This window comes from Nonomuraea sp. NPDC003727 (assembly GCF_053586935.1).
Genome location: NZ_JBSFNE010000008.1, coordinates 349,697 through 369,855 on the forward strand (window position 1 = coordinate 349,697; position 20,159 = coordinate 369,855).

The window sequence follows — 20,159 nt, forward strand, 5'->3', positions numbered from 1 at the left end:
CCGCCCGGCTACTCTGTGTGGCCATGGTGGGCTTTCAGCATGCCGTACGGCACGCCGCCGAGGTCGCCGGGATCCTCGACGAGCCCGCACGGGCCCTGGCGGCCCAGGCCTGGGTCGGCGGCGGCGCGCCCGCGTTCGCCGCCGATCTCGCCAGGCAGCGCGCCGCCCTCGTGGCGGCGCTGGAGTCGGCCCTGCGCAGGATCGCGGCAGAAGGCGACGCCGTCCCCTCCCTCAGCCGGCCCGCCACCGCGGTGAGCGCCGTCCACGGCTCGTTCGCCGGAGTCGAGCCCGCCCAGCTCCGCCGCCTGCTCACCGGCCTGACCATCGCGGCCGACGAGCTGCCGCGCGCCGCGGCCGGCCTCGGCGCCCCCGAGGTCGCCGCCATCGGCGCGTGGGCGGCCGCCCAGGCCGGCGACCTGCGCCGCCGCCTCGCCCTCATCCTGCGCGACGGCGGCGAGCTCGCGCCCGCGCCCCTGGTCGCCTTCGGCCTGTACGGCGGGCACGCCCCCTCCACCGCCACCGGCCTGCTGAACGGTGCCGCCGCGGGCGACACCGCCGCCCTCGCCCGGCTGCTCGACCTGCAGCGGCAGGCGGCCGACCCGACGCTCGCGGCCCGGGTGAGCGCGTGGTGGCGCATGCTCGACAGCACGGCCCGCGACCAGGTGCTCAAGGCGCTGCCCGCCGCCGGGTTCCTCGACGGGCTGCCCGTGACCGTCCGCGACCGGGCCAACAGGGCGCTGCTGGCCACCGAGAAGGCCAGGCTCGCCGCGCTGCTCACCACCGTCCCGCCCGACCCGCACCTCGCGCTCACGTGGCCGGCCGTCCTCGACCAGGTGATGCGCGAACTCGACCACGTGAAGGTCATCGAGCAGGGCCTGGCCCAGGGCGGCAGGAACGGCCGGCCGCCGGCCTACCTGCTGTCCTTCGACGTCCGCTCCCTCGGGGAGGCCGCGATCTCCTTCGGCGACCCCGACACGGCGGACCGCGTGGTGACGTACGTGCCCGGCATGAACACCAGGCTCGCCTCCTTCCACGAGGACCTGAACCGGGCCGCGGTGCTGTGGGACCAGGCGCACTACTTCGCGCCCGGCCGGAAGATCGCCTCCATCGCCTGGCTGGGCTACCGGGCACCACAGATCGACTGGCAGCTGACCGTCCCCGGCCGGAGCGTGGCGACGGACGGCGCCGCCGACACGGGCGCTCGCGCGCTGGCGTCACTCGTGGACGGGCTGCGAGCCAGCCACGACCCTTCGGGAAAGGCGAAACTCACGATGCTGGGGCACAGCTACGGGTCACTGGTGACCGGCAAGGCGGCCCTCCTACGGCACGGGCGGTTCGCCGACGAACTGGTCTTCGTCGGCAGCCCCGGGGTGGGGGTACGGCGAGCGGAGGAACTGGGGGTCGGTCCTGGGAGGGTGTGGGCGGGAGAGGCGGCGGGAGACCCGGTGGCGGACCTGGCGCGCTTCGGAAACGACCCAGGAGACGACAGCTTCGGCGCCCGCCGGTTCTACGTCGAAGACGGCCCCTTCTACCTGACCTTCAAAGCCCACTCCGACTACTGGAATGACCATTCACAGTCGTTGAGAAATCTGGCCCACATCGTCAACGGCGAATACCACAGAGTCACCCAGAACGCCGGAGAGCAGCCTTGACTCGCATGATCCTGCTTCTCTTCCTGATCCTCACCGCGTGCGCGAAGGCAACGACGATGAACGAACAGCAGGCAGTGGACCGCGTCGAACAACTCATCCAAGACACCGTTTCGGTCATGCACCCGAAGCCCGATCTCGATCTCTATCGGCCCAGTCTCAACCGCCGTTACTGCGTGGGGGCCACAGACGGCGGATCCGAGGATCGCATCATCGTTACCCGCACGTATTACCTGAGGGGCATCCCGAAAGACCGCCTTGTGGCTGTCGCGGAGCGCGTCAGAGGCCACTGGCGCGATCAAGGGCATACCATCACCCAAGCGACCGGTCTGGATATCGGACAGCCTGACATTGCGGCCCAGAGCCGTCCCGACGACTTCATCCTTTCCCTGTCGTGGACCCAGGGCGACGTCCTCGGTATCGGCGTCACCTCGACGTGCATCTGGCCCGACGTGGAATGATCTCTGCATGACCCGAGGCACCGTCAAGTTCTGGAAGCCGGAGAAAGGCTGGGGCGCGATCTCCTCGCCCGACCTCCCGCCGGGCAAGGACGCCTTCGCCCACTTCAGCGACATCGTCGGCGCAGGCTACCGCGTGCTCCACGCCGGCGACCCCGTCGAGTTCGACCTGGTCGAACGCAGCCAGGACAGCTTCGACTTCTGCGCCACCAACGTCCGCAAGCTCTGACCTACCGCCCCACGTCCTTCCCGTAGCTCCTGCTGGCCGGCTCGTCGGCGTACTTCCCGTATGCCGGGATCCGCGTGTACCCGGAGCTCTCGTACAGCGCGATCGCCTCCGGCTGCCTGATGCCGGTGGTCAGGCGGATGCGCGCGTACCCGGCGTCCGCGGCCATGGACTCCAGCGCCTTGAGCAGGGCCCTGGCCGCTCCGAGCCCTCGGTGGGAGGGCCGCACGTACCTGCGCTTCACCTCGGCCGTCACCGCGTCGACCGGCTGGAGGGCTCCGCACGCCACCGCCGTCCCGTCGGCGACCGCGATCAGGAAGCGGGCCGCCGGGTCCACGCCTGACCGTCCTTCGGGTCCGTAGCGGGCGACGAGTTCGGCGAAGGCGGCTTCCAGGAGGGACCGGAGTTCACCGTCGCCGGGTGCGCGTTCCTCGATCAGCACCCACGCAGCCTATGACGGTCCGCGAAGGAGAGGTCATCGCGGAAGCCAAGGCGTACCTAGTGCACTGGTCGGACCAGTGGGTAGGGTGACGGTCATGGACTACGAGCGGTTGTTCCGGCTGGACGGGCGGCGGGCGGTTGTCATCGGCGCGGGGAGCGGCATCGGCAGGGAGTCCGCCCTGGCCCTGGCCGCGCACGGGGCCGAGGTGGTGTGCGCCGACCGCGACCTGCCCTCCGCCGAGGAGACCGCGGGCCTGTGCGGCGGCACGGCCGTCCCGCTCGACGTCCTGGACGGCCCGGCGGTGCGCGCCGCCGCCGCGCAGCTCGGCGCGGTGGACGTGCTGGTCTTCACCGCCGCCACGAACGTCCGCAAGCGGTTGCTCGACTACTCCGCCGAGGAGTTCGAGCGGGTGGTCGATCTCAACCTGCGGGCCTCGTTCGAGGTGGTCCGCGCGTTCGGCGCCGGCATGGTGGAGCGCCGCGGGGGCTCGATCGTCGGCTTCGCCTCCATCAGGGCGTCGGTGACCGAGCCGGGCCAGGGCGTCTACTCGGCGACGAAGGCGGGCCTGGTGCAGCTGCTGAGGACGGCCGCCGCCGAGTTCGGCCCGTACGGCGTGCGCGTCAACGCGGTGGCCCCCGGCGTGGTGGAGACGCCGCTCACCCGTCAGATCAAGGACAACCCGTCCTGGTACGACGCCTATGCCGCCAAGTCCGCGCTGGGCCGGTGGGCGCAGGCTCCCGAGATGGCGGGGGCGGTCGTCTACCTGGCCTCCGACGCGGCGAGCTTCGTCACGGGCTCGGTGCTCTACGTCGACGGCGGCTGGACCGCGGTCGACGGCCGGTTCGACCCGCCGAATTGACCGGCCCGAGGCCGCGGCCCCGTGCCCACCGGCCCCCACCTCCGCGAAACGCGCCAAACCCGGTGGAGCGGGCGTGGGCCGCGCCTGGCGGCCCACGCCTGCCCGGTTACCGGGTGGACCAGAGCGGCTTGTTGTCCTTGGTGTAGATCACGACGTTGCCCTCGTTCTGGACCGCGAGGTAGGCGCCGGGGTTGCCCGCAGTCTTGGTGGTCCACACCGCCTGGTTGGCGGCGTTGTAGATCACCAGGTTCCCTTCCTTCTGCATGACGGCGCGAGAGCCCGCCTGGTCCGCCGTCGGCGTGGTCCAGAGCGGCTTGTTCGCCCGGTTGTAGAGGACGAGGTTGCCCTCCTTCTGCATGATCAGCCGGTACTCGCCGTTGCGCGACTGGACACCCTGCCCGGCCTTGAGCGTGTGGCCGGAGGGCAGCGAGCCGAGGTAGCCCTGCCTCGACCACAGAGCCTGGTTGGCGGCGGAGTAGATGACGAGGTTGCCGTCATTCTGCACCGCGAGGTACGCGCCGGGATTGCCGGCCGTGTTGGTGCTCCACAGCGGCTTGTTCGTGTCGCTGTAGATCACCAGGTTGCCCTCGCGCTGCATCGTCGCGTACGCCGGGGCGCCCGCGGTGGGGCTCGACCACAGGGCCTCGTTGCCCGGGCCGTACAGGACGAGGTTGCCCTGGGTCTGCTGGATCAGCTTGTACTCGCCGTTGGCCGACTTCACGGTCTGGTTCGGCTTGAGCGTCTCCCCCGCGGTCAGCTTGTTGTCGGCCGGGTCGGCCCAGGCGGCAGGCGACAGCGAGACCCCCATGACCGCCGTCAGCAGGGCGCCCGCCCCCAGACCACCCAGTACCGCTCGCTTGAGTGAAGCCATCGACAACACCGTCTCCGTATCTTCTCGTTATGGCGTGGCCCCACACCCTAGGAAAAGGTGATCTTCGCGGGTGACGGTCGTTCGACCCGCAATGCGTTACGCGCCCGTCCGATCACAGATCGTCGATGCCGATGAGGCCGTCCTGCAGGGCGCGCGCGACGAGGGTCGCCTTGGTCCTGGCCTCCCTGCCCACGCTCGCGTACTTGATCCGCACGCGGTCCAGGTAGGAGCTGACCGTGCGCGGCGTGATGCCCAGCCGTTCGGCGACGAGTTCTTTCGACTCGCACTGGAACCATTCGATCAGCACCTCCTGCTCGCGCTGGGACAGCTGCGGCCGGTCGGGCCGGGTGTTCACGCCGAACGCCCCGGCCAGCGCCGGCGGCGTGTACGGCCGGCCGTGGGCGGCCGCGACCGTGGCCGCGACCAGGTGCTCCTTGCCCTCGGCCTTGGTCAGGAACGTGAACGCGCCGATGTCCAGGCAGGTGAGCGCGGTGTTCTCGTCCTCGCGCATGGTGTAGACGATGACCTGCCTGCCGTCGTCGACGAGTCGTCTCAGGTCGGCGTAGGCCGGCTGCGGCCCCGACAGTTGCAGGTCGAGCACGACGACCGCGGCGGAGTCGCCCGGCGGTGTCCAGGCGACCTGCGCGCAGGCCCCGGCCGCGACCACGTCGATGGGCGGGCTCGCCGCGGCGAACCAGGCCTCCGCCCCGGCCAGCGCCACCGGATGGTCGTCGACCAGCGTCACCGTGATTGCCAGACCGTCTCCACCCATGCTCGATCCTCCGTCACCATGTGATGAACCTTCACTCGCCCCGGCCGGCGGGCCAGGTGCGTGTGGTCCTGTGCGTCGCCGACCGCGCTGACCCGGACCTGGTCGGACGCGCGGACCAGGGTGACCCGGGCGTCGGAGGCGACCGCGGCCAGCATGGCCGACACCGGCTCGATCAGTTCACGCCTGACCTCCTTCGGCGGCGTGCTGGGCACGCCCCGGGCGGCGAACCGCACCGCCACCCCACGACGCTCGGCCACCTCGATCACCGCCTGCAGCTCGTGCATCAGCGGGTCGGGCACGTCGTCGCTCTCGGCGAACATCCGGCGCATCCTGGCCGCCTCGTGCGCGCTGCGGCGCCGGACGTCCGGATGGGCAGGGTCGAGCGAGCCGTACCCGAGCCCGGCCAGCAGCGGGACCAGCGTGGGAAGCAGCGCCGCGTACCGCCGCCGGTGATCGCGGTGCCGGTGCTCCGCCGTCTCCTCCTCCGTCCGGATCCGTTCCTCCTCCGCCGCGGCCTCCCGCGCCCGGACGGAGATCCGCTGGACGCCGTGGGCCAGCAGCCCGAGCGCCAACTGGAAGCCGTAGACCGACACCGCGGCCACGGCCATCGCCGCCCATGCCCTGAGGTCGGGCATCCCGGGTGCCACCATCTTGACCACGGTCATGACGAGGGTCGCGCCGAGGAAGGCGGCCAGCAAGCGCAGGCGCAGGTCGAACAACAGCAGCACGCCGTGCCAGCCGGCCAGCCCGAAGTACCAGTCGGCCGGTTCCAGGTGGCTGCCCGGCGGTGCCGACCCGGCCGCCGCGGCGACGGCCAGCAGCGCCAGGCACAGCCCGGCCACCCGGGCGCGGCGCGGGATGCGCCCGCCGCGGGCGAGGAAAGCCGCGGAGCCGACGGCCACCACAGCGAACAGCGCGAACGCCACGACCTGCGGCCACAGCGGAGCGTAGCGGGAGCTGTTCCGCAGGAGCTCGGGCAGGGAGAGGCTGAACTGCACGGTCACCGCGACCGCCAGCACGGAGATCCGCACGCCGCGCAGCAGCCGATCTCCGATCTGGGCGGCGAGCCGGTCGGCGTTCTCGTCAGTCATCGCCTTCCACCGGCCACATCCAGCGCAGCGTGGTCCCGTACCCGACCCGCGAGGCCACCGTCGCCCGGCCGCCGACGCCGGCCATCCGCCCCGCGATCGAACCGGACAGGCCACGCCGATGCGGTCCCACGTCGTCGGGTACGAAGCCGCGGCCGCGGTCGCGCACCTCGACGACCACCCTGCCCCGCTCGTCGAGCCCGGCTCGCAACGACGCCTCGGCGACGCCCGCGTGCCTGGCCACGTTGGTCAGGGCCTCCCTGACGCCATGGAAGATCGCGAGGGCGGGCGCCGCGGGCAGCGGCGGCATGGCGTCGATCGCCTCGTGGACCCGTACGCCGTCGTGGCGTGCCGCGGTGGCGAGAAGAGCGGCCAGCTCGACGTGGCCGGCGTCCGTGCCGGGGACGCCGGCGATCGCCTCCAGATCGTGGCGTGCCCGCTCGGCCACCCCCGCCCGGCCGTGCCCTTCGGCGACCATCAGCAGGGTCGTGCTCGCCGTGTCGTGCAGTGTCGCCACGTACTCGCGCTCGGCCGCCCGCCTGGCCGCCGCGACGGCGGCCCGCCTGCGGCGGGCGGCGATCCGCTCGCCGAGCCGGTCCGCCGCCCGCGCCTGTGACCGGACCAGCAGGTACGACAGCCGGGACAGGGCGATCTCGACCAGCACCCGCAGGCCCGGCAACACCGCCGGCGCCCATGCGCCGGACTGCGCGGCATAGCCGGCGACGTTGGCGCCCAGCCCGAGCAGGGCCAGCCCGATGCCGACGAGCGGCCTGTCCGGCCACTCGTACGACGAGGTCACAGCGGTGATGGAGATCAGCGCCAACGCCCACCCGCCCGCGTACCCCGGGCCGGCCACCACCTGACCTGCGCCGATCACGACGAGCGCCACCGCGTCCATCGCGACGAGGCCCCCGATCCTCCCCCTGGTGCGGCGCCCGAGGGTGACCAGGCGGACGGCGGACCAGCCGAGCACGACCGCCATCACCGCGAGCGCGGCCGGCCGGCGTTCGACCGGCACCTCGAGGACCCCGAACACCGCGCAGGCCGCGCTCACCGCCGAGCGCAGCCACACCGCGTACCGGACCGCCGTCCGGTTGAGCTCCCGCTCGGCCGGACCCGCCTTGCCGGTCGGTGACTGATCGACGCGCCCCGGCTTCCCGCCCAGGCGCGGCGCCTGCCGGACCCCGATGCGACGGCACCCCCACTTCTCACGACATGTCCGAGCTATCACCCATACCGGGGGCACCCTACCGACACCTCAGCCGCGCCGCGTCCGGAACAAGCAGGTGGCCGGTACCCGCCCCCGGCCGGACACGGCGAACGACGGACGCGCGCCCGCGGGTCCGGCCGGAGATCCGGCGGTGGAGCCCAGGCGGCTCAGGGGATGAGGGAGACCTCGGGGTAGCGGGCGTCGGGGGCGTCGAAGAGCCTGGTGGGCTTCTTGTTCAGGTGCAGGTCGAAGAAGGCCGCGACGTAGGCGCGCTGGGCCGACACGGACCGGCGGGGGTCGATCGTGCCGACGAAGTCGGCGACGGGCACCTTGGGCAGCTTCGCCGCGATCTGCGGCATCATCACCTGCAGGTCGGTGAACGAGCCGTGGGCCGCGCCCGCGAAGCGCAGCTCCCGCTTCCAGCCGGTGGTGGCCGCCCAGAAGGACTTCCAGCTCGGTTCGCTCGCCCGGGTGTGCGCCTCGGCCGCGAGCTGCAGGAACGGCTTGGCGACGCCGGTCTTGGCCACCCGTCCGACGTAGCCGCCGTCGAGGTTGACGCCCGCGACCACGCGCCGGTCGTCGTGGACGAGTTGCGCGGCCACCGACCCGCCGAGGGACTGGCCGAGCATTCCCACCCGGGACAGGTCGGGGGCGCCGCTCAGCCCGGCGGGCAGCTGCCCGCCCTCCTCGCCGAAGCCGCGGCCCTCTCCCAGCGCGGCGATCTGGTCCAGGACGTAGCGCATGTCCGCGATGCGGGCCTGCGAGTGCTGCGCGAGCAGCTTGGCGATGACGCGCGGAGTCAGCTTGCTGGGCAGGGGCAGAGCGCGCACGACCCGCCCGCCGGGGAACTCCACCTGGTCGGCCTCGTAGGTGTGGTCCACGGTGACGACCAGGTAGCCGCGCGCGGCCAGGTCCTGCACCAAGGAGGTGCCGAGGGTGCGCGGGCCCCCGTCGCCGGGGCCGAAGACCACGACAGGAAGCCTGCCGGCCCGGCGGTCCACCGGCGCGCCGACGCGGGCGTGGGTGGGGGTGGCGGCCCAGTCCACCTTGCCCGCCGCGATGCCCATGGGCGGCGCGGAATGACGGTCCCAGTCAGCCGCGGCCAAGGGCGCCATCTGGGGAGCGACGGGCAGGGACCCGCCGTCCTTCGCCGGGTACCACAGGCTGACCATCAGCTCCCGGTAGGGCTTCGACCTGACGAGGGGGTCGTGACGCGAGCGGTCCACCAGTCGCACGGCGATGGTGCCGACGGGATTCGGCTCGGTCGGCGCGGGCAGGGTCATCGTGATCCGCTGCGCGGCCTGCTCCTGCCGGGTCGGGACGGCCGAGGCGGCGTGGATGGTGGTGGGTGCGATGGCCGCGGCCATCGCCAGCGCGGCGACGCCTGCGGCCTTGGTGATGAAGGGCATGTGAGCCTCCTGACGAGATGAGTGCCACGAGGCTGGCAGCGGGGCGCGGCGCCGAGCTAGCGGCGTACGGCTGATCCACATCTACGACTTCTGGTTGAGGTGCCCGGATGTTCCTCCTTGAGGAGGATGGGGAGTGAATCCCCAGGACAACTAGGGTGAGCGGCATGAAACGCGCCGATCGTCCCGTGGCCTGCCTCGCAGCGCTCACTCGATGGTCGTCCGTGCCTGCCGACGCCCTGCTGGCGGCCGTGATCTTTCTTGCCACGCTCGGGCCCGGCCAGGTCCTGACACGCGGCCAGCCGTGGTCGCTGCTGCTTCAGGTGGCCCTGGTGACGCCCCTGGCGTGGCGACGACGCGCGCCGCTGGCGACGTTCGGCGCGATCACCGCCGCGGCCGCGATCCAATGGGCCGCCGACGTGCAGCTCCCCGCCGACGCCGCGCTGCTGGTCGCCCTCTACACGGTCGGCGCCTACTGTCCCTGGCGGCAGGCGCTGGCGGCCGGGCTCACGCTGGAGGCGGGGGTGCTGCTGGCCGCGGCACGGTGGGCGCCGCCCGGTCAGTTCCCGTTCACGGTGGCCGCGCTGACCGCGATGGCCGCCGCCGCCCTCACCACGGGCCTGTGGACGCGCGCCCGGCGGGCGTACGTCTCGTCGCTGGAGCATGACCGCGAGCAGCGGGCGCGGCTGGCCGTGGCCGACGAGCGCGCCCGGATGACGCGCGACATGCACGACATCGTCACCCACAACCTGTCGGTCATGGTGGCGCTGGCCGACAGCGCGGCGTACATCCGGCACCGCGCCCCGGACCGGGCGGCCGCCGCCATGGAGCAGATCGCCGATACCGGGCGGCAGGCCCTGGCCGACATGCGGCGCTCCCTCGGCTCCGGCGAGCAGGGCGAGTCCGGCGAGCTGCTCCATCCGGCTCCCGGGATCGCCCAGCTCGGTCCGCTCGCCGAGAGGATGCGCGCGGCCGGGCTGCCGACCCGCCTGGAGGTGACCGGTGACCCCGCGGCGGTCCCCGCCGCCGCCCAGCTCACCGTCTACCGGCTGGCCCAGGAGGCCCTGACCAACACGCTCAGGCACGCCCCCGGCGCGACGGCCGAGGTCCGGGTCCACCTGACGCCGCGGCGCGCCGACGTGGAGGTCACCGACGACGGCCGCGCCGGGCGGACGCCGGAAGGCGCGCCAGGGCGGGGCCTGGCCGGCATGCGCGAGCGCGTCGCCGCCTACGGCGGTACCCTCCATGCCGGTCCCCGGCGTGACGGGGGCTGGCGGGTCGCGGCGAGCCTCGACCTCGCCGCGGACCTGGCGGGGAAGGGCACGGCGTGACGATCCGGCTGTTGATCGCCGACGATGAGTCGTTGCTGCGCATGGCCTTCCGCATGGTGTTCGAGGCCGAGCCGGACATGGAGGTGGCGGGCGAGGCGGGTGACGGCGACGAAGCCGCCCGGATGACCCGGCTGCTACGCCCCGATGTCGTGCTGATGGACGTCCGCATGCCCGGCGTCGACGGGATCGAGGCCACCCGCCGGATCGTCAGGGACTCCCCGCGCTCACGCGTGCTCATCCTGACCACCTTCGACCTGGACGAGTACGCCTTCGCCGGGCTGAAGGCCGGCGCCTCGGGCTTCCTGCCGAAGAACACCCGGCCCGAGGAACTGCTGGCCGCGATCCGCAACGTGGCGGCGGGCGACGCGGCGGTCTCCCCGCGGATCACCCGGCGCCTGCTGGAGAAGTTCGCCCCCCAGCTCGCGCCGGGCGCCCCCGAGCGGGACGAGCGGCTGGGGCTGCTCACCTCCCGCGAGCACGAGGTGCTCATCCAGGTGGCGCGCGGGCTGTCCAACGCCGAGGTCGCCACGGCGATGCACCTGGCCGAGGCCACCGTGAAGACGCACCTCAGCCGGGTCCTGCTGAAGCTGGGGCTCAGGGACCGCGCACAGGTCGTGGTCTTCGCCTACGAGAGCGGCCTCGTCCGCCCCGCCAGACCCCACGACGCCTGACACGGCCCGACGAACGGGGCGTGCCGGGCGCCGATTGAGGCGGCCCCTGCCCGGCACCCTCGTCGGGCCGCGCCCCGCCGGGGTTGAATGTGGATCCAGGTGAGCATCAAAGAAGGCGCGCGTGCTTCCGTGCCGCGCCGACCGAATCCATGACCTGGAAGGCGACCTCCCCCCATGGCCTTACAACCTGGCTCCTCGTACGTGGTGTTCGCACGGCTCCTTCGCCCCATCCGCGGCAAGCTCGCCGCGGCCGCGGCCCTGCAGGTGATCGTCGCGGTCACCACGGTGGCCCCGCCGGTGGCGATCGCGGAGTTCGCCCGTCACCTGCTCGCCGGCGGTTCGCCGGCGGCGGCGTGGTGGGTGGCGGCGGTGGCGGCGACGGCCCTGCTGGTGAGGGCGGTGTGCACGGTCGGGGTCACGGTCCTGACCAACGTGGCCGACAACGACCTGCAGCGTGACCTGCGCACGAGGATGGCCGAGCACCTGGCCAGGATGCCGCTCGACTGGTTCGGCGGACAGGGTTCGGGCCGGGTGCGCAAGGCCGTCACCGACGACGTGGCCTCCCTGCACCGGCTGGTCGCGCAGAGCCTGATGGACGCGGTCGGCGCCCTGCTGGTGCCCACCCTGTCCCTGGCGTACATGCTGTGGGTGAGCCCGGCCCTGACGGGGATCGTCCTGCTCCCCGTCGTCGTCGGGTCGGTGTTCTACAAGAAGGTCAACGACATCGCGACCGCCGGCATGGCCGGCTACCACGACGCCCTCGCCCGGCTGGGCGCGGCCGCGGTGGAGTTCGTCCAGGGCATCGCCGTGGTCAAGGTGTTCGGCAGGACCGGCGGCGAGCACGGGCGCTGGCGGGCCGCGACCGGCGCGTTCAGCCGCTACCTCGACGACTGGTCGCGCTCGGTCGACCGGCCCATGGTGACCGGTACGGTCGTCTACTCCGCTCCCGTCGCGACGGCCACCGCGCTGGCGGGCGGCGGACTGCTGGTCTGGCTGGGCGCGCTCGCGCCCGCCGACGTCGTGCCGTACCTGCTGCTGGCGCCCGGCCTGACCGCGCCGCTGCTCGCGCTCGGATACACCCTGCAGGACATCCAGTTCGCCCGCACCGCCGTCGACGAGATCGGCGGCCTCCTGCGCACGCCCACCAGGACCGACCCTCCCGCAGGCCCCGCGCCCAGCGGCAGCGAGGTGGTCTTCGCCGGGGTCCGCTTCGGGTACGGCGAGCACGAGGTCCTGCACGGCATCGACCTCACCCTCTCCCCCGGCACGGTGACGGCGCTCGTCGGCCCCTCCGGGGCGGGCAAGTCCACGCTGGCCGCCCTGCTGGCCCGCCTGCACGAGGGCGCACGGGGCACCATCAGCGTCGGCGGCGTCGACCTTCGCGACCTGCCCGACGCCGAGCTGTACCGGCGGGTCGGCTTCGTTCTGCAGGACGTGCGGCTGCTGCGGGCCAGCGTGCGCGACAACATCGCCCTGGCCAGGCCCGACGCCTCCGACGAGGAGGTGCACGCCGCCGCCCGTGCGGCCCTGATCCATGACCGCGTCCTGGAACTGCCCCGCGGCTACGGCTCGGTGGTCGGCGAGGAGGCGATCTTCTCCGGCGGTGAGGCGCAGCGCGTCTCGATCGCCCGCGCCCTGGTCGCCGACACCCCGGTCCTCGTGCTCGACGAGGCCACCGCCTTCGCCGACCCCGAGTCCGAGGTCGCGGTGCAGGAGGCGCTGTCGCGGCTCATGCGCGGCAGGACCCTGCTGGTCATCGCCCACCGGCTGTACACCGTCCAGTTCGCCGACCAGATCGTCGTTCTGGACGGCGGCCGCGTCGCCGAGCGCGGCACCCACGACGACCTGCTGGCGGCGGACGGGCGCTATGCCCGCCTGTGGGCCGCGCAGCAGGCGGTGGCCGCGTGATCCGCCGCCTGATCGCCCTCGCCGACCATGCCCCCACCCATGCCCCCGCCCCCACCCATGCCCGCGACCTGCGCCTGGCCGTCGGGTTGATGACCGCCTCCGCCGCGCTCATGGGAGCCGTCCTCGGCCTGCTGCTGCCGATCCTGCGGGCGCTGTTCACCGGCGCGAACGCCACGGCACCGCTGCTGTGCCTGCTCGCGCTGACCGCGCTCTACGGCCTCGTCCACCGGGCCGCGATGATCAAGGCGCGCCGGGCCGGCTACGGCCTGTGCCGGCTCCTGCTGGACCGTCTCGGCGACCACGTCGTACGGCTGCCGCTCGGCTGGTTCGGCCAGGCCCGCGTCGGCCCCTTCGGCCGCCTGGCGGGAGCGGGCGTCATGAACATCCTGCAGACCCCGGCCCACCTGCTCGAGCCGCTGGCCGCAGCGACCGTGGCGCCCACGGTGACGATCGCCGTGCTGGCCGCGACCGACTGGCGGATGGCGCTGGCCGCGCTGGCCGTCGCCCCGATCGTCTGGCTGGCGGCCCGCTGGATGGGCGACAAGATCACCGTCGCCGACCACGACATCGACGCCGCCACCGCCGAGCTGGGCGCGAGAACCGTCGAGTTCGCCCAGGCCCAGCCCGTGCTTCGGGCGGCCGGCCGTACCGGCAAGGGTCTGGAACTGCTCGCCGCCGCGGTCGAGGAGCACCGCCGCGCCACCACGCGGCGCATCCGGACCGCGCTGCCCGCCCTGACCGCGCTCGGCCTGTCCATCCAGGGCGCGTTCGCGGTTCTGCTGCTGACCGCCGCGGCCATCGCGACCAGCCTCGACGCGGCAGCCCTGATCACCGCGATGGTGCTGGCCGCCAGGTACGTCGAGCCGATGCGGGACGCCGCCGCGATCAGCGCCGTCCTGCGGATGAGCGCGGGTTCCCTGGACCGGCTCGAACGCCTGCTCGCCACGCCGCCGCTTCCGGAACCCGCACGTTCGGCGGCGCTCGGCGAGCCTTCCGTCGAGCTGGACCACGTGTCCTTCTCCTACACCGGCGATGGCCCGCTCCTGCGGGACGTCAGCCTGACCGTCGCCCCCGGAACCGTCACCGCGCTCGTCGGCCCCTCCGGCGCCGGCAAGACCACGATCCTGCACCTGGTCGCCCGGTTCTTCGACGTCTCGTCGGGCAGCGTGCGCGTGGCGGGCGCCGACGTCAGAGAGCTGACGTTCACCGACCTGATGGACCACGTCTCGCTCGTCTCCCAGGACGTCTACCTGTTCGAGGGCACCCTGGAGGACAACATCAGGCTCAGCAGGCCCGAGGCGAGCCAGTCCGAGGTACGGCAGGCCGCCGGGCTGGCCCGCTGCGACGAGATCGCCGAGCGCCTGCCCGGCGGATGGGCAGGACAGGTCGGCGAGCGCGGGGCCTCGCTGTCGGGCGGCGAGCGCCAGCGCGTCTCGATCGCCAGGGCGTTGCTGAAGGACGCCCCCATCGTGCTGCTGGACGAGGCCACCTCGGCGCTCGACGCGGAGAACGAGGCCGCGGTCGCGGCCGCCGTGCGCGCGCTGGCGCGGCGCCGTACCGTGCTGATGGTCGCCCACCGCCTGAACACCGTACGGCACGCCGACCAGATCGTCGTGCTGGACGGCGGCCGGGTCGCCGAGCGCGGCACCCACGACGGCCTGCTGGCCGCGGGCGGTCTCTACGCCACCCTCTGGAAGACGCGAGAGGCCGCGACGGGCTGGCGCATCAAGGCCGCGCCCGATCGACAGGCCGCCGAGGAAGGCCAAGGCGACTGACGGGCCCTCGGCGCGGGCTTCGGCGCGGGCTTCGACGCGGGCTTCGGTGACGGCGAGCAGGAGGCAGACGCCGATGACCCGCCGATGACCGCGCTGATGACCGCGCTGATGACCGCGGCTCGACCGCCGGGCGCGGCGAGGCCTGGCGGTCGAGTCGCCGTCCTGGGGACGGGGCAGGACAGCTCTCCGTGGTGGGCGAGGACCGTCCGGCGGTGTCAGTCGCGGCCCCCCTCGACGATCGCGACGATCTCGTCGATCGCCCGTCTGGACTCGGGCAGGGAATACAGGGGCCAGACGTGCAGCATGCCGGGGTATTCGAACACGTCCACGGACACGCCCTCCTGGCGCGCCCTGTCCCTGAGCCGGTGGGCGTCGGCGTTGAGGATGTCGCGGGTGCCGGTGAAGACCGCGATGGGGGCCAGTCCGCGGAGCGAGCCGTACAGGGGGCTGACCACCGGATCCCGCGGGTCCAGGCCTCCGGCGTACAGGCGGCCGGCCTCGCGCACGCCCTCGCGGGCGAGGATCGGGTCGACCCGCTCCAGCGCCGGCATGACCGGGTCGCTGATGGAGATGTCGACGCACGGCGACACCAGCACCAGGTGCGCCGGTTGCGGCAGACCGGCCTGCCTGGCCTGCATGGCCAGGGACAGGGACAGGTTGCCGCCCGAGGAGTCGCCCATCACGGTCAGGCACTCAGGGGTGAACCACTCGACGAGCTCCCGGTAGAGGGGCAGGAGCATGGCCCACACGTCGCGGGCGGTGTGCTCGGGGGCCAGCGGGTACAGGGGGACGGTGATCGAGCAGCCCAGCCGTTCGGCCAGCGTGCCGATGAGGTCCCAGTGCAGCGAGGTGATCGACAGGGACCAGCCGCCGCCGTGCAGGTACAGCAGGTGACGCTTGGCGCGCCCGCTCTTCGGGCTCACCGTGTAGACGCGGTGACCGGCCACGTGCTGCTCCTCGACGCAGAGCCGGTCCTTGAAGCGCGGTACGGCGGGGCCTCGCCGGCGGTCGGCGGCGATGCTCCGGTGCACCTTCTCCGCGCTGCCGTACATGCGCCGTTTGACGCCCATCAGCCTGACCATGACGGTGGTCAGCCGCGCCTGCATGCTCGGTGTCATGGGGGACCTTTCCCTGGTGGAGGTGACGGCGCTGAGACGGCCGGGCGCGCGCCCGCTCACCGTCGCCGTCCGACGATCATGAACGCGCCCGCCGTCGCCGTCCAGACGATCAGCGGGTAGATCACCAGCCGCTCCATCGTGCCGAGCCCGAGCCCGAGGAACTGGTTGCACAGGAACAGGACCGCCATGACCAGCCCGAAGGCGCCCGCGAGGAGGCCGAGCACCGCGGGAACCCGCCACCCGGGGGCGCCGCGGGTGGCGAATCCGAGCACCAGCGCTCTCGCGTTCCCGAGGGCGAAGATCCCTAAGGCGCCCAGACCGTGCACGACGATGTTCTCGTTCTCCGGCGCCAGGCCGACCAGGATCCAGCTCACGGCGGCCGACGCGACCAGCGCGCGTCCGACGACCGTGCCGCGGCCCTGCGGCCAGGCGCGCCGGGTCAGCGCGAGACCGGCTCCCAGCAGCACCCCCAGCAGGATGAACGAGCCGTTCATCAGGGCGTGCCGCGGCGAGCAGACCGTCTGTGGATCTTCCGGTTCCCGCGAGGCGGGTTTCTACAGGCCGTGCTCGATCAGGTCGAAGGCCTCGTCGATCAGATCGTCGAGAGGCTTGCCGACGCCGTCCTGCCAGGAGGCCCGTACGGCCCACTCGATGATGGAGAACGTCGTGACGACCAGCACACTGGGGTAGACCTCATGCGGCAGGTCGGCCCCCGTCCGCTCGGCCACGGCCCGCATGAGGGTCACGAAGATCTGCTCCTGGTCGGCGGGCCTGCGCGCCCGGGTGAGCAGTTCGGGGTGACGGCGCCACAGCGCGACCTGCTCGCGGCTGGGCACGTAGGATTCGGCGATCTCCTTGGCCATGACCCGCATCGACCGGACCGCCGGCTCGTCCGCGGGACGCGCGGCCACCAGCGCCGCCAGCTCCTCCGCCGACCAGGAGGGGCCGACCGTCAGGGCCTCCTCCTTGGTGGAGAAGTAGTTGAAGAAGGTCCGGGTGGAGATGTCGGCCGCCTCGGCGATCGCCTCGACGGTCAGGCTCTCCAGCCCTCCCTCCAAAGCCAGGCCCACCGCCGCGTCTCCGATGAGCCGTCGCTTGCGTGCCCTGTTGCGCCTGCGACGCTCTTCCACCGCATCCATGATTTGCACAATACGCAAGAATTGCACTAAGTGCAATCCACTCGGCGGCGCAGCCCGTCCGCGCCGACCAGCCGTGGAACCTGACGGCCCTGGACGCCCGGGCCGAAGCGCGAGCCGCGGCCCGGAGCGCAGGGCTGGGACGCCGGTGGTCAGGTGGGGCCACGGCCGGACGGAGGCGTCACGTCGACGGGGTGAGGCGGACCTGGATCGGGATGCCGTGGACCGTCTCGAACTCGACGACGGTCCGGTCCCCGGTGATCCGTGCCCGGCACCGCCCCTCCGCGCGCCGCCACCGTCCCGCGAGCGTCACCCGCAGCAGGTGGGGGTGGCTCGGGCTGGTCAGCCACGGCCGCGACCAGGGGCTGTAGTGGCCGACGTACCGGCCCCGCTCGTACTGGTCGGGGTCGATGCCGTTGTAGAGGCGCAGGTCGGGATCGGCCACCGCGAGGACGAGGTCGGCACCGTCCTGGCGGGTCATGAGCAGCGACGGGGTGTCGACGGCGAGCACCCGGCCGGCCAGCCGTACCCGCTCGAAGACCGCGTAGCCGGTGACGCCGGTGGCGCGGTCGGCGACGACGTGCGCGGCGGCGTCGGCCCGGACCACCGTGTACGGCACGTCGGCCGCGAAGGCCGCCATCCGCTCGGCGGTGGTGTCGACGACCATGGCGTACTCGTAGGAGCCGTCGCGGGGCGCGGCGCCGTGCCTGATCCAGGCGGTGGAGAAGGCGCCGCCGGTCGGCGCCTCGGTGGCGTTGTGGCGGGAGGCCTGGGTGGCGCGGGTCAGGCCGACGCGCTGGCCGGAGGCGAGGTAGTAGCCGATGTTCTTGTCGTCGAGCAGCCAGCGCGGTGAGAGGTCGAGCCGCTCGTAGGGGAAGGGGACGTCGGTCCCGTCCATGACGACGCGGCCGGTCCTGGTGGTCTGGAAGAGGGTGGTCTCGGTCTCGTGGCCGCTGTCGGCGTTGGCGATGCCGGTGCCGAGGGCCACGATGCGGTCGTCGAACAGGAACACCGATTTCCTGGCCCGGTGGGTGCCTTCGTACTTGGGGTGTTCGTGGAGGTCCATGGCGAACATCCCGTGCTGCCCGTCGATGGCGCAGGATCCGCCGAACCGGGAGTCGGTGAGCAGCATCTCCTCGATCGCGCCGGTGAGGTCGCCCTTGAGCGCGTCGAGGGGTTTGTGGATGGTGGTGGTGCCGGGCCTGCGGTTCCAGTCGTAGCCGGGCTGGGCGTAGCCGCTGTCGAGGTTGGTGCCGCGGTGCACGACCTGGATCTGGCCGTAGGTGTTGTACCTGCCGTACCAGTTGGCGCCGACGTAGATCTCGGTGGACCACAGGTAGCGGTTGTGGCCGCGCACGGTGATCTGCCACTCGCCGCGGCGGTGGGCGCTGAGCGCGGCGTAGTTGAGCGCCCAGTTCCCGCTCGGCGCAGGCTCGGCGGTGACGCCCCTGGCGGCGAGCCTGCCGGCGATCTCCTGCTGCTGCGGCGTGGGCGAGGACGGCAGCAGCCGCAGGAAGGCGGCGCCGATCTCGTCGTCGATCTGGGCCAGCCATTGGAAGGGCACGATGGACAGGGCGGTGGTGCCGCCGGGGTTGCGGCCGCTGATGGAGATCGGCCACTGCGTCCGTCCGGCGTAGACGCGCTGCGCCAGCAGGGCCTTCTTCAGCCAGCCGGACGCCTCGGAGGAGAGCGCGAAGGCGCCGCCGTGCATGAGGTAGACCAGTGGGGCCAGGCCGGTGAACCCGTCGCGGACGTAGTCGGGGAAGAAGCCGACGTGGTGGAAGGCGGTGCCGTCGATCTTGACGCCGTCCTGGATGCCGTCGGTGGGCAGCAGGGCGGTGTCGAGCCAGTCGCGCAGGGCCTTGAGGTAGGCGACCTGTTCGGCCTCGGTGTCACGCAGGAGCACCGCGGCCAGCATGCCGCGGACGGTGGTGTTGAACAGGTCCATGATCGAGCCGTGGGCCATGCGGTGCTTCCAGCCGCGGAAGATCCTGCCGAGGCCGGTCAGCCAGTCGAGGTCGGCGCGGACCTGCTCGAACCGGCCGGCCTCGCGCAGCGCGTCGCGCATGAGGTAGACGGAGTCGTAGTAGCCGCGCACGTCGTAGCCGAGGTGGTGGATCGTGCCCTGGCAGCTGCCGCGCGTCCACCCCTGCTCGCGCAGGTGGTCGACGATCCTGAGGTAGAGGGCGGCCAGCGCGGGCCGGTCGGGCGGGCTGGCCTGGTGTCCCTGCGCGATGGTCTTCATGAGGTCGGTGCAGGCGCGCAGGGTGACGGGGTCGACGAACGCCTTCAGCTCGGCGGCGATCTCGGCGGGGTAGATCTGCGACTGGTAGGCGTGCACGGGACGGCCCGTGAGCGCGTCGGCCTGCGCGGTGAGGGCGGCCAGGTCGGGCTTGACCTGGGCGATCAGGTACTCGTCGTGGTAGCGGGTGACCAGCGCGCGCAGGTCGGCGCTCTCCTCCCGCGTCGGGGGGCGCACCTGCGGCTTCCGGGTTGACAGCAGCCGGTCGAACAGGTGGAGGGCCTGCCAGTGCTGGTTGTCGTACTCGTCGCCCTCGGGGGCGATGTCGGGCAGCTGGTGGTCGCGGCACGGCGCGTCGGGCCGCAGCGGCACGTTGAGCATGAGCTGGTCGAGATGCAGCCGTCCGGTACGGCCGGGCGCCACGATCCGCAGCGTGTCCATGTCGGATCTGGGCCTGCCGTGCATGTCGTAGGCGTAACGCACCCACGCCGTGCGCCAGCCCGAGTAGTTCAGGTGGAACTCGAACCACACGTCCGTCCGGTCGCCCCGGCCGAACTCGAACCGCACGACGTCGTCGACGGGGGTGTCGTTGTGGATCCACACGCAGAAGGCGTCGACCAGTCCCTGCCAGGCCTGGTCGTCGCCGAGCCGGTAGGGGTCGGGCGCCCACCTGAGCGGGGCGCGCACGGTGATGACGGCGCGTTCGGCGTGGTCCCAGCGCAGGGAGTGCTTCCCGCAGACGGCGACCTGGCCGGCTATGGACAGGCCGTCGCCGCTGACGTGCGGGGGGACGGCCGACTCCAGCAGGAACACCGGCGGGTCCATGGCCATCGCCCGCTGCTCGAGGTCCGCGGGCACGTCCGTGACGGCCGGCACGTCCGGACCGGCCGTCACAGCGTCGATGGGAAGCGCGGGGGCGAGCGCCGCGCCCTTGATGACGGTCCTGCGCGAGATATTCGCCACGATCACCATCAAACGGGAAAACTATCTTCACGTC

General features: G+C 72.7%; 17 protein-coding genes and 1 pseudogene. 8 read left to right on the plus strand and 10 right to left on the minus strand.

From position 1 onward, the window contains the following. Positions 1-23 precede the first annotated feature (23 nt). Genes ACWDLG_RS22450 through ACWDLG_RS22460 form a run of 3 tightly spaced genes read left to right on the plus strand, consistent with a single transcriptional unit; the run spans position 24 to position 2,336 of the window. Positions 24-1,652, plus strand: a complete 1,629-nt coding sequence (locus ACWDLG_RS22450; RefSeq protein ID WP_449922673.1) for an alpha/beta hydrolase — start codon at positions 24-26, stop codon at positions 1,650-1,652. Between the two features lie 5 nt (positions 1,653-1,657). Continuing rightward, complete coding sequence (locus ACWDLG_RS22455) at positions 1,658-2,110, plus strand: hypothetical protein (RefSeq protein ID WP_449922675.1); 453 nt, start codon at positions 1,658-1,660, stop codon at positions 2,108-2,110. A 7-nt stretch (positions 2,111-2,117) separates the two neighbouring features. Further along, positions 2,118-2,336, plus strand: a complete 219-nt coding sequence (locus ACWDLG_RS22460) for a cold-shock protein (protein WP_449922677.1) — start codon at positions 2,118-2,120, stop codon at positions 2,334-2,336. A 1-nt stretch (position 2,337) separates the two neighbouring features. On the opposite strand, the gene ACWDLG_RS22465 is transcribed toward ACWDLG_RS22460, so the two are convergent. Beyond that, on the minus strand, positions 2,338-2,775 hold the full coding sequence (locus tag ACWDLG_RS22465; protein ID WP_449922679.1) for a GNAT family N-acetyltransferase: 438 nt from the start codon (positions 2,773-2,775) through the stop codon (positions 2,338-2,340). Between the two features lie 94 nt (positions 2,776-2,869). Here ACWDLG_RS22465 and ACWDLG_RS22470 point away from each other — a divergent pair, with 94 nt between their 5' ends. Next, complete coding sequence (locus ACWDLG_RS22470; RefSeq protein WP_449922681.1) at positions 2,870-3,634, plus strand: SDR family NAD(P)-dependent oxidoreductase; 765 nt, start codon at positions 2,870-2,872, stop codon at positions 3,632-3,634. A 106-nt stretch (positions 3,635-3,740) separates the two neighbouring features. Here ACWDLG_RS22470 and ACWDLG_RS22475 read toward each other — a convergent pair whose 3' ends face one another. From ACWDLG_RS22475 to ACWDLG_RS22495, 5 genes are all read right to left on the minus strand, one after another. Then, positions 3,741-4,505 carry a hypothetical protein gene (locus tag ACWDLG_RS22475; protein ID WP_449922683.1) on the minus strand — a complete coding sequence of 255 codons (765 nt, stop codon included), beginning with the start codon at positions 4,503-4,505 and terminating at the stop codon, positions 3,741-3,743. A gap of 112 nt (positions 4,506-4,617) precedes the next feature. Continuing rightward, the gene (locus tag ACWDLG_RS22480) at positions 4,618-5,277 is read right to left on the minus strand and encodes a response regulator (protein WP_449922685.1); all 660 of its coding nucleotides are present in this window, start codon (positions 5,275-5,277) and stop codon (positions 4,618-4,620) included. After that, positions 5,247-6,368, minus strand: coding sequence for a hypothetical protein (locus tag ACWDLG_RS22485; protein ID WP_449922686.1), 1,122 nt, complete (start codon positions 6,366-6,368; stop codon positions 5,247-5,249). Before ACWDLG_RS22485 ends, ACWDLG_RS22480 begins: the two co-directional genes overlap by 31 nt. After that, complete coding sequence (locus ACWDLG_RS22490; protein WP_449922688.1) at positions 6,361-7,596, minus strand: sensor histidine kinase; 1,236 nt, start codon at positions 7,594-7,596, stop codon at positions 6,361-6,363. The genes ACWDLG_RS22485 and ACWDLG_RS22490 overlap by 8 nt, the downstream gene beginning before the upstream one ends. A gap of 146 nt (positions 7,597-7,742) precedes the next feature. Continuing rightward, on the minus strand, positions 7,743-8,984 hold the full coding sequence (locus ACWDLG_RS22495; protein ID WP_449922690.1) for an alpha/beta hydrolase family protein: 1,242 nt from the start codon (positions 8,982-8,984) through the stop codon (positions 7,743-7,745). Between the two features lie 164 nt (positions 8,985-9,148). Between ACWDLG_RS22495 and ACWDLG_RS22500 the strand changes: the two genes are divergently transcribed. The 4 genes from ACWDLG_RS22500 to ACWDLG_RS22515 all read left to right on the plus strand — a co-directional run bounded on the left by ACWDLG_RS22500 (position 9,149) and on the right by ACWDLG_RS22515 (position 14,666). After that, positions 9,149-10,312, plus strand: a complete 1,164-nt coding sequence (locus ACWDLG_RS22500) for a sensor histidine kinase (RefSeq protein ID WP_449922692.1) — start codon at positions 9,149-9,151, stop codon at positions 10,310-10,312. Next, on the plus strand, positions 10,309-10,983 hold the full coding sequence (locus tag ACWDLG_RS22505; protein ID WP_354913397.1) for a response regulator transcription factor: 675 nt from the start codon (positions 10,309-10,311) through the stop codon (positions 10,981-10,983). Before ACWDLG_RS22500 ends, ACWDLG_RS22505 begins: the two co-directional genes overlap by 4 nt. Before the next feature lie 174 nt (positions 10,984-11,157). Continuing rightward, positions 11,158-12,891, plus strand: a complete 1,734-nt coding sequence (locus tag ACWDLG_RS22510; RefSeq protein WP_449922695.1) for an ABC transporter ATP-binding protein — start codon at positions 11,158-11,160, stop codon at positions 12,889-12,891. Beyond that, positions 12,888-14,666, plus strand: coding sequence for an ABC transporter ATP-binding protein (locus tag ACWDLG_RS22515; protein ID WP_449922697.1), 1,779 nt, complete (start codon positions 12,888-12,890; stop codon positions 14,664-14,666). Before ACWDLG_RS22510 ends, ACWDLG_RS22515 begins: the two co-directional genes overlap by 4 nt. A gap of 215 nt (positions 14,667-14,881) precedes the next feature. Here the strand turns inward: ACWDLG_RS22515 and ACWDLG_RS22520 are convergent, their stop codons facing one another. The 4 genes and pseudogenes from ACWDLG_RS22520 to ACWDLG_RS22535 all read right to left on the minus strand — a co-directional run bounded on the left by ACWDLG_RS22520 (position 14,882) and on the right by ACWDLG_RS22535 (position 20,125). Further along, the gene (locus ACWDLG_RS22520; RefSeq protein WP_449922699.1) at positions 14,882-15,784 is read right to left on the minus strand and encodes an alpha/beta hydrolase; all 903 of its coding nucleotides are present in this window, start codon (positions 15,782-15,784) and stop codon (positions 14,882-14,884) included. 56 nt (positions 15,785-15,840) lie between these two features. Beyond that, positions 15,841-16,284: pseudogene (locus ACWDLG_RS22525) on the minus strand (DUF998 domain-containing protein); the annotation flags it as partial. Between the two features lie 54 nt (positions 16,285-16,338). Continuing rightward, positions 16,339-16,923 carry a helix-turn-helix domain-containing protein gene (locus ACWDLG_RS22530; protein ID WP_449922701.1) on the minus strand — a complete coding sequence of 195 codons (585 nt, stop codon included), beginning with the start codon at positions 16,921-16,923 and terminating at the stop codon, positions 16,339-16,341. Positions 16,924-17,101: 178 nt separating this feature from the next. Beyond that, positions 17,102-20,125, minus strand: coding sequence for a chondroitinase family polysaccharide lyase (locus ACWDLG_RS22535; protein ID WP_449922703.1), 3,024 nt, complete (start codon positions 20,123-20,125; stop codon positions 17,102-17,104). Positions 20,126-20,159 lie beyond the last annotated feature (34 nt).

Bases quoted from the DNA above. Each gene is read 5' to 3' on its own strand.
- ACWDLG_RS22470 (WP_449922681.1), top strand. From the start codon at position 2,870: ATGGACTACGAGCGGTTGTTCCGGCTGGACGGGCGGCGGGCGGTTGTC.
- ACWDLG_RS22480 (WP_449922685.1), bottom strand. From the start codon at position 5,277: ATGGGTGGAGACGGTCTGGCAATCACGGTGACGCTGGTCGACGACCAT.
- ACWDLG_RS22520 (WP_449922699.1), bottom strand. From the start codon at position 15,784: ATGACACCGAGCATGCAGGCGCGGCTGACCACCGTCATGGTCAGGCTG.
- ACWDLG_RS22450 (WP_449922673.1), top strand. From the start codon at position 24: ATGGTGGGCTTTCAGCATGCCGTACGGCACGCCGCCGAGGTCGCCGGG.
- ACWDLG_RS22475 (WP_449922683.1), bottom strand. From the start codon at position 4,505: ATGGCTTCACTCAAGCGAGCGGTACTGGGTGGTCTGGGGGCGGGCGCC.
- ACWDLG_RS22485 (WP_449922686.1), bottom strand. From the start codon at position 6,368: ATGACTGACGAGAACGCCGACCGGCTCGCCGCCCAGATCGGAGATCGG.
- ACWDLG_RS22495 (WP_449922690.1), bottom strand. From the start codon at position 8,984: ATGCCCTTCATCACCAAGGCCGCAGGCGTCGCCGCGCTGGCGATGGCC.
- ACWDLG_RS22455 (WP_449922675.1), top strand. From the start codon at position 1,658: ATGATCCTGCTTCTCTTCCTGATCCTCACCGCGTGCGCGAAGGCAACG.
- ACWDLG_RS22510 (WP_449922695.1), top strand. From the start codon at position 11,158: ATGGCCTTACAACCTGGCTCCTCGTACGTGGTGTTCGCACGGCTCCTT.
- ACWDLG_RS22530 (WP_449922701.1), bottom strand. From the start codon at position 16,923: ATGGATGCGGTGGAAGAGCGTCGCAGGCGCAACAGGGCACGCAAGCGA.
- ACWDLG_RS22460 (WP_449922677.1), top strand. From the start codon at position 2,118: ATGACCCGAGGCACCGTCAAGTTCTGGAAGCCGGAGAAAGGCTGGGGC.
- ACWDLG_RS22500 (WP_449922692.1), top strand. From the start codon at position 9,149: ATGAAACGCGCCGATCGTCCCGTGGCCTGCCTCGCAGCGCTCACTCGA.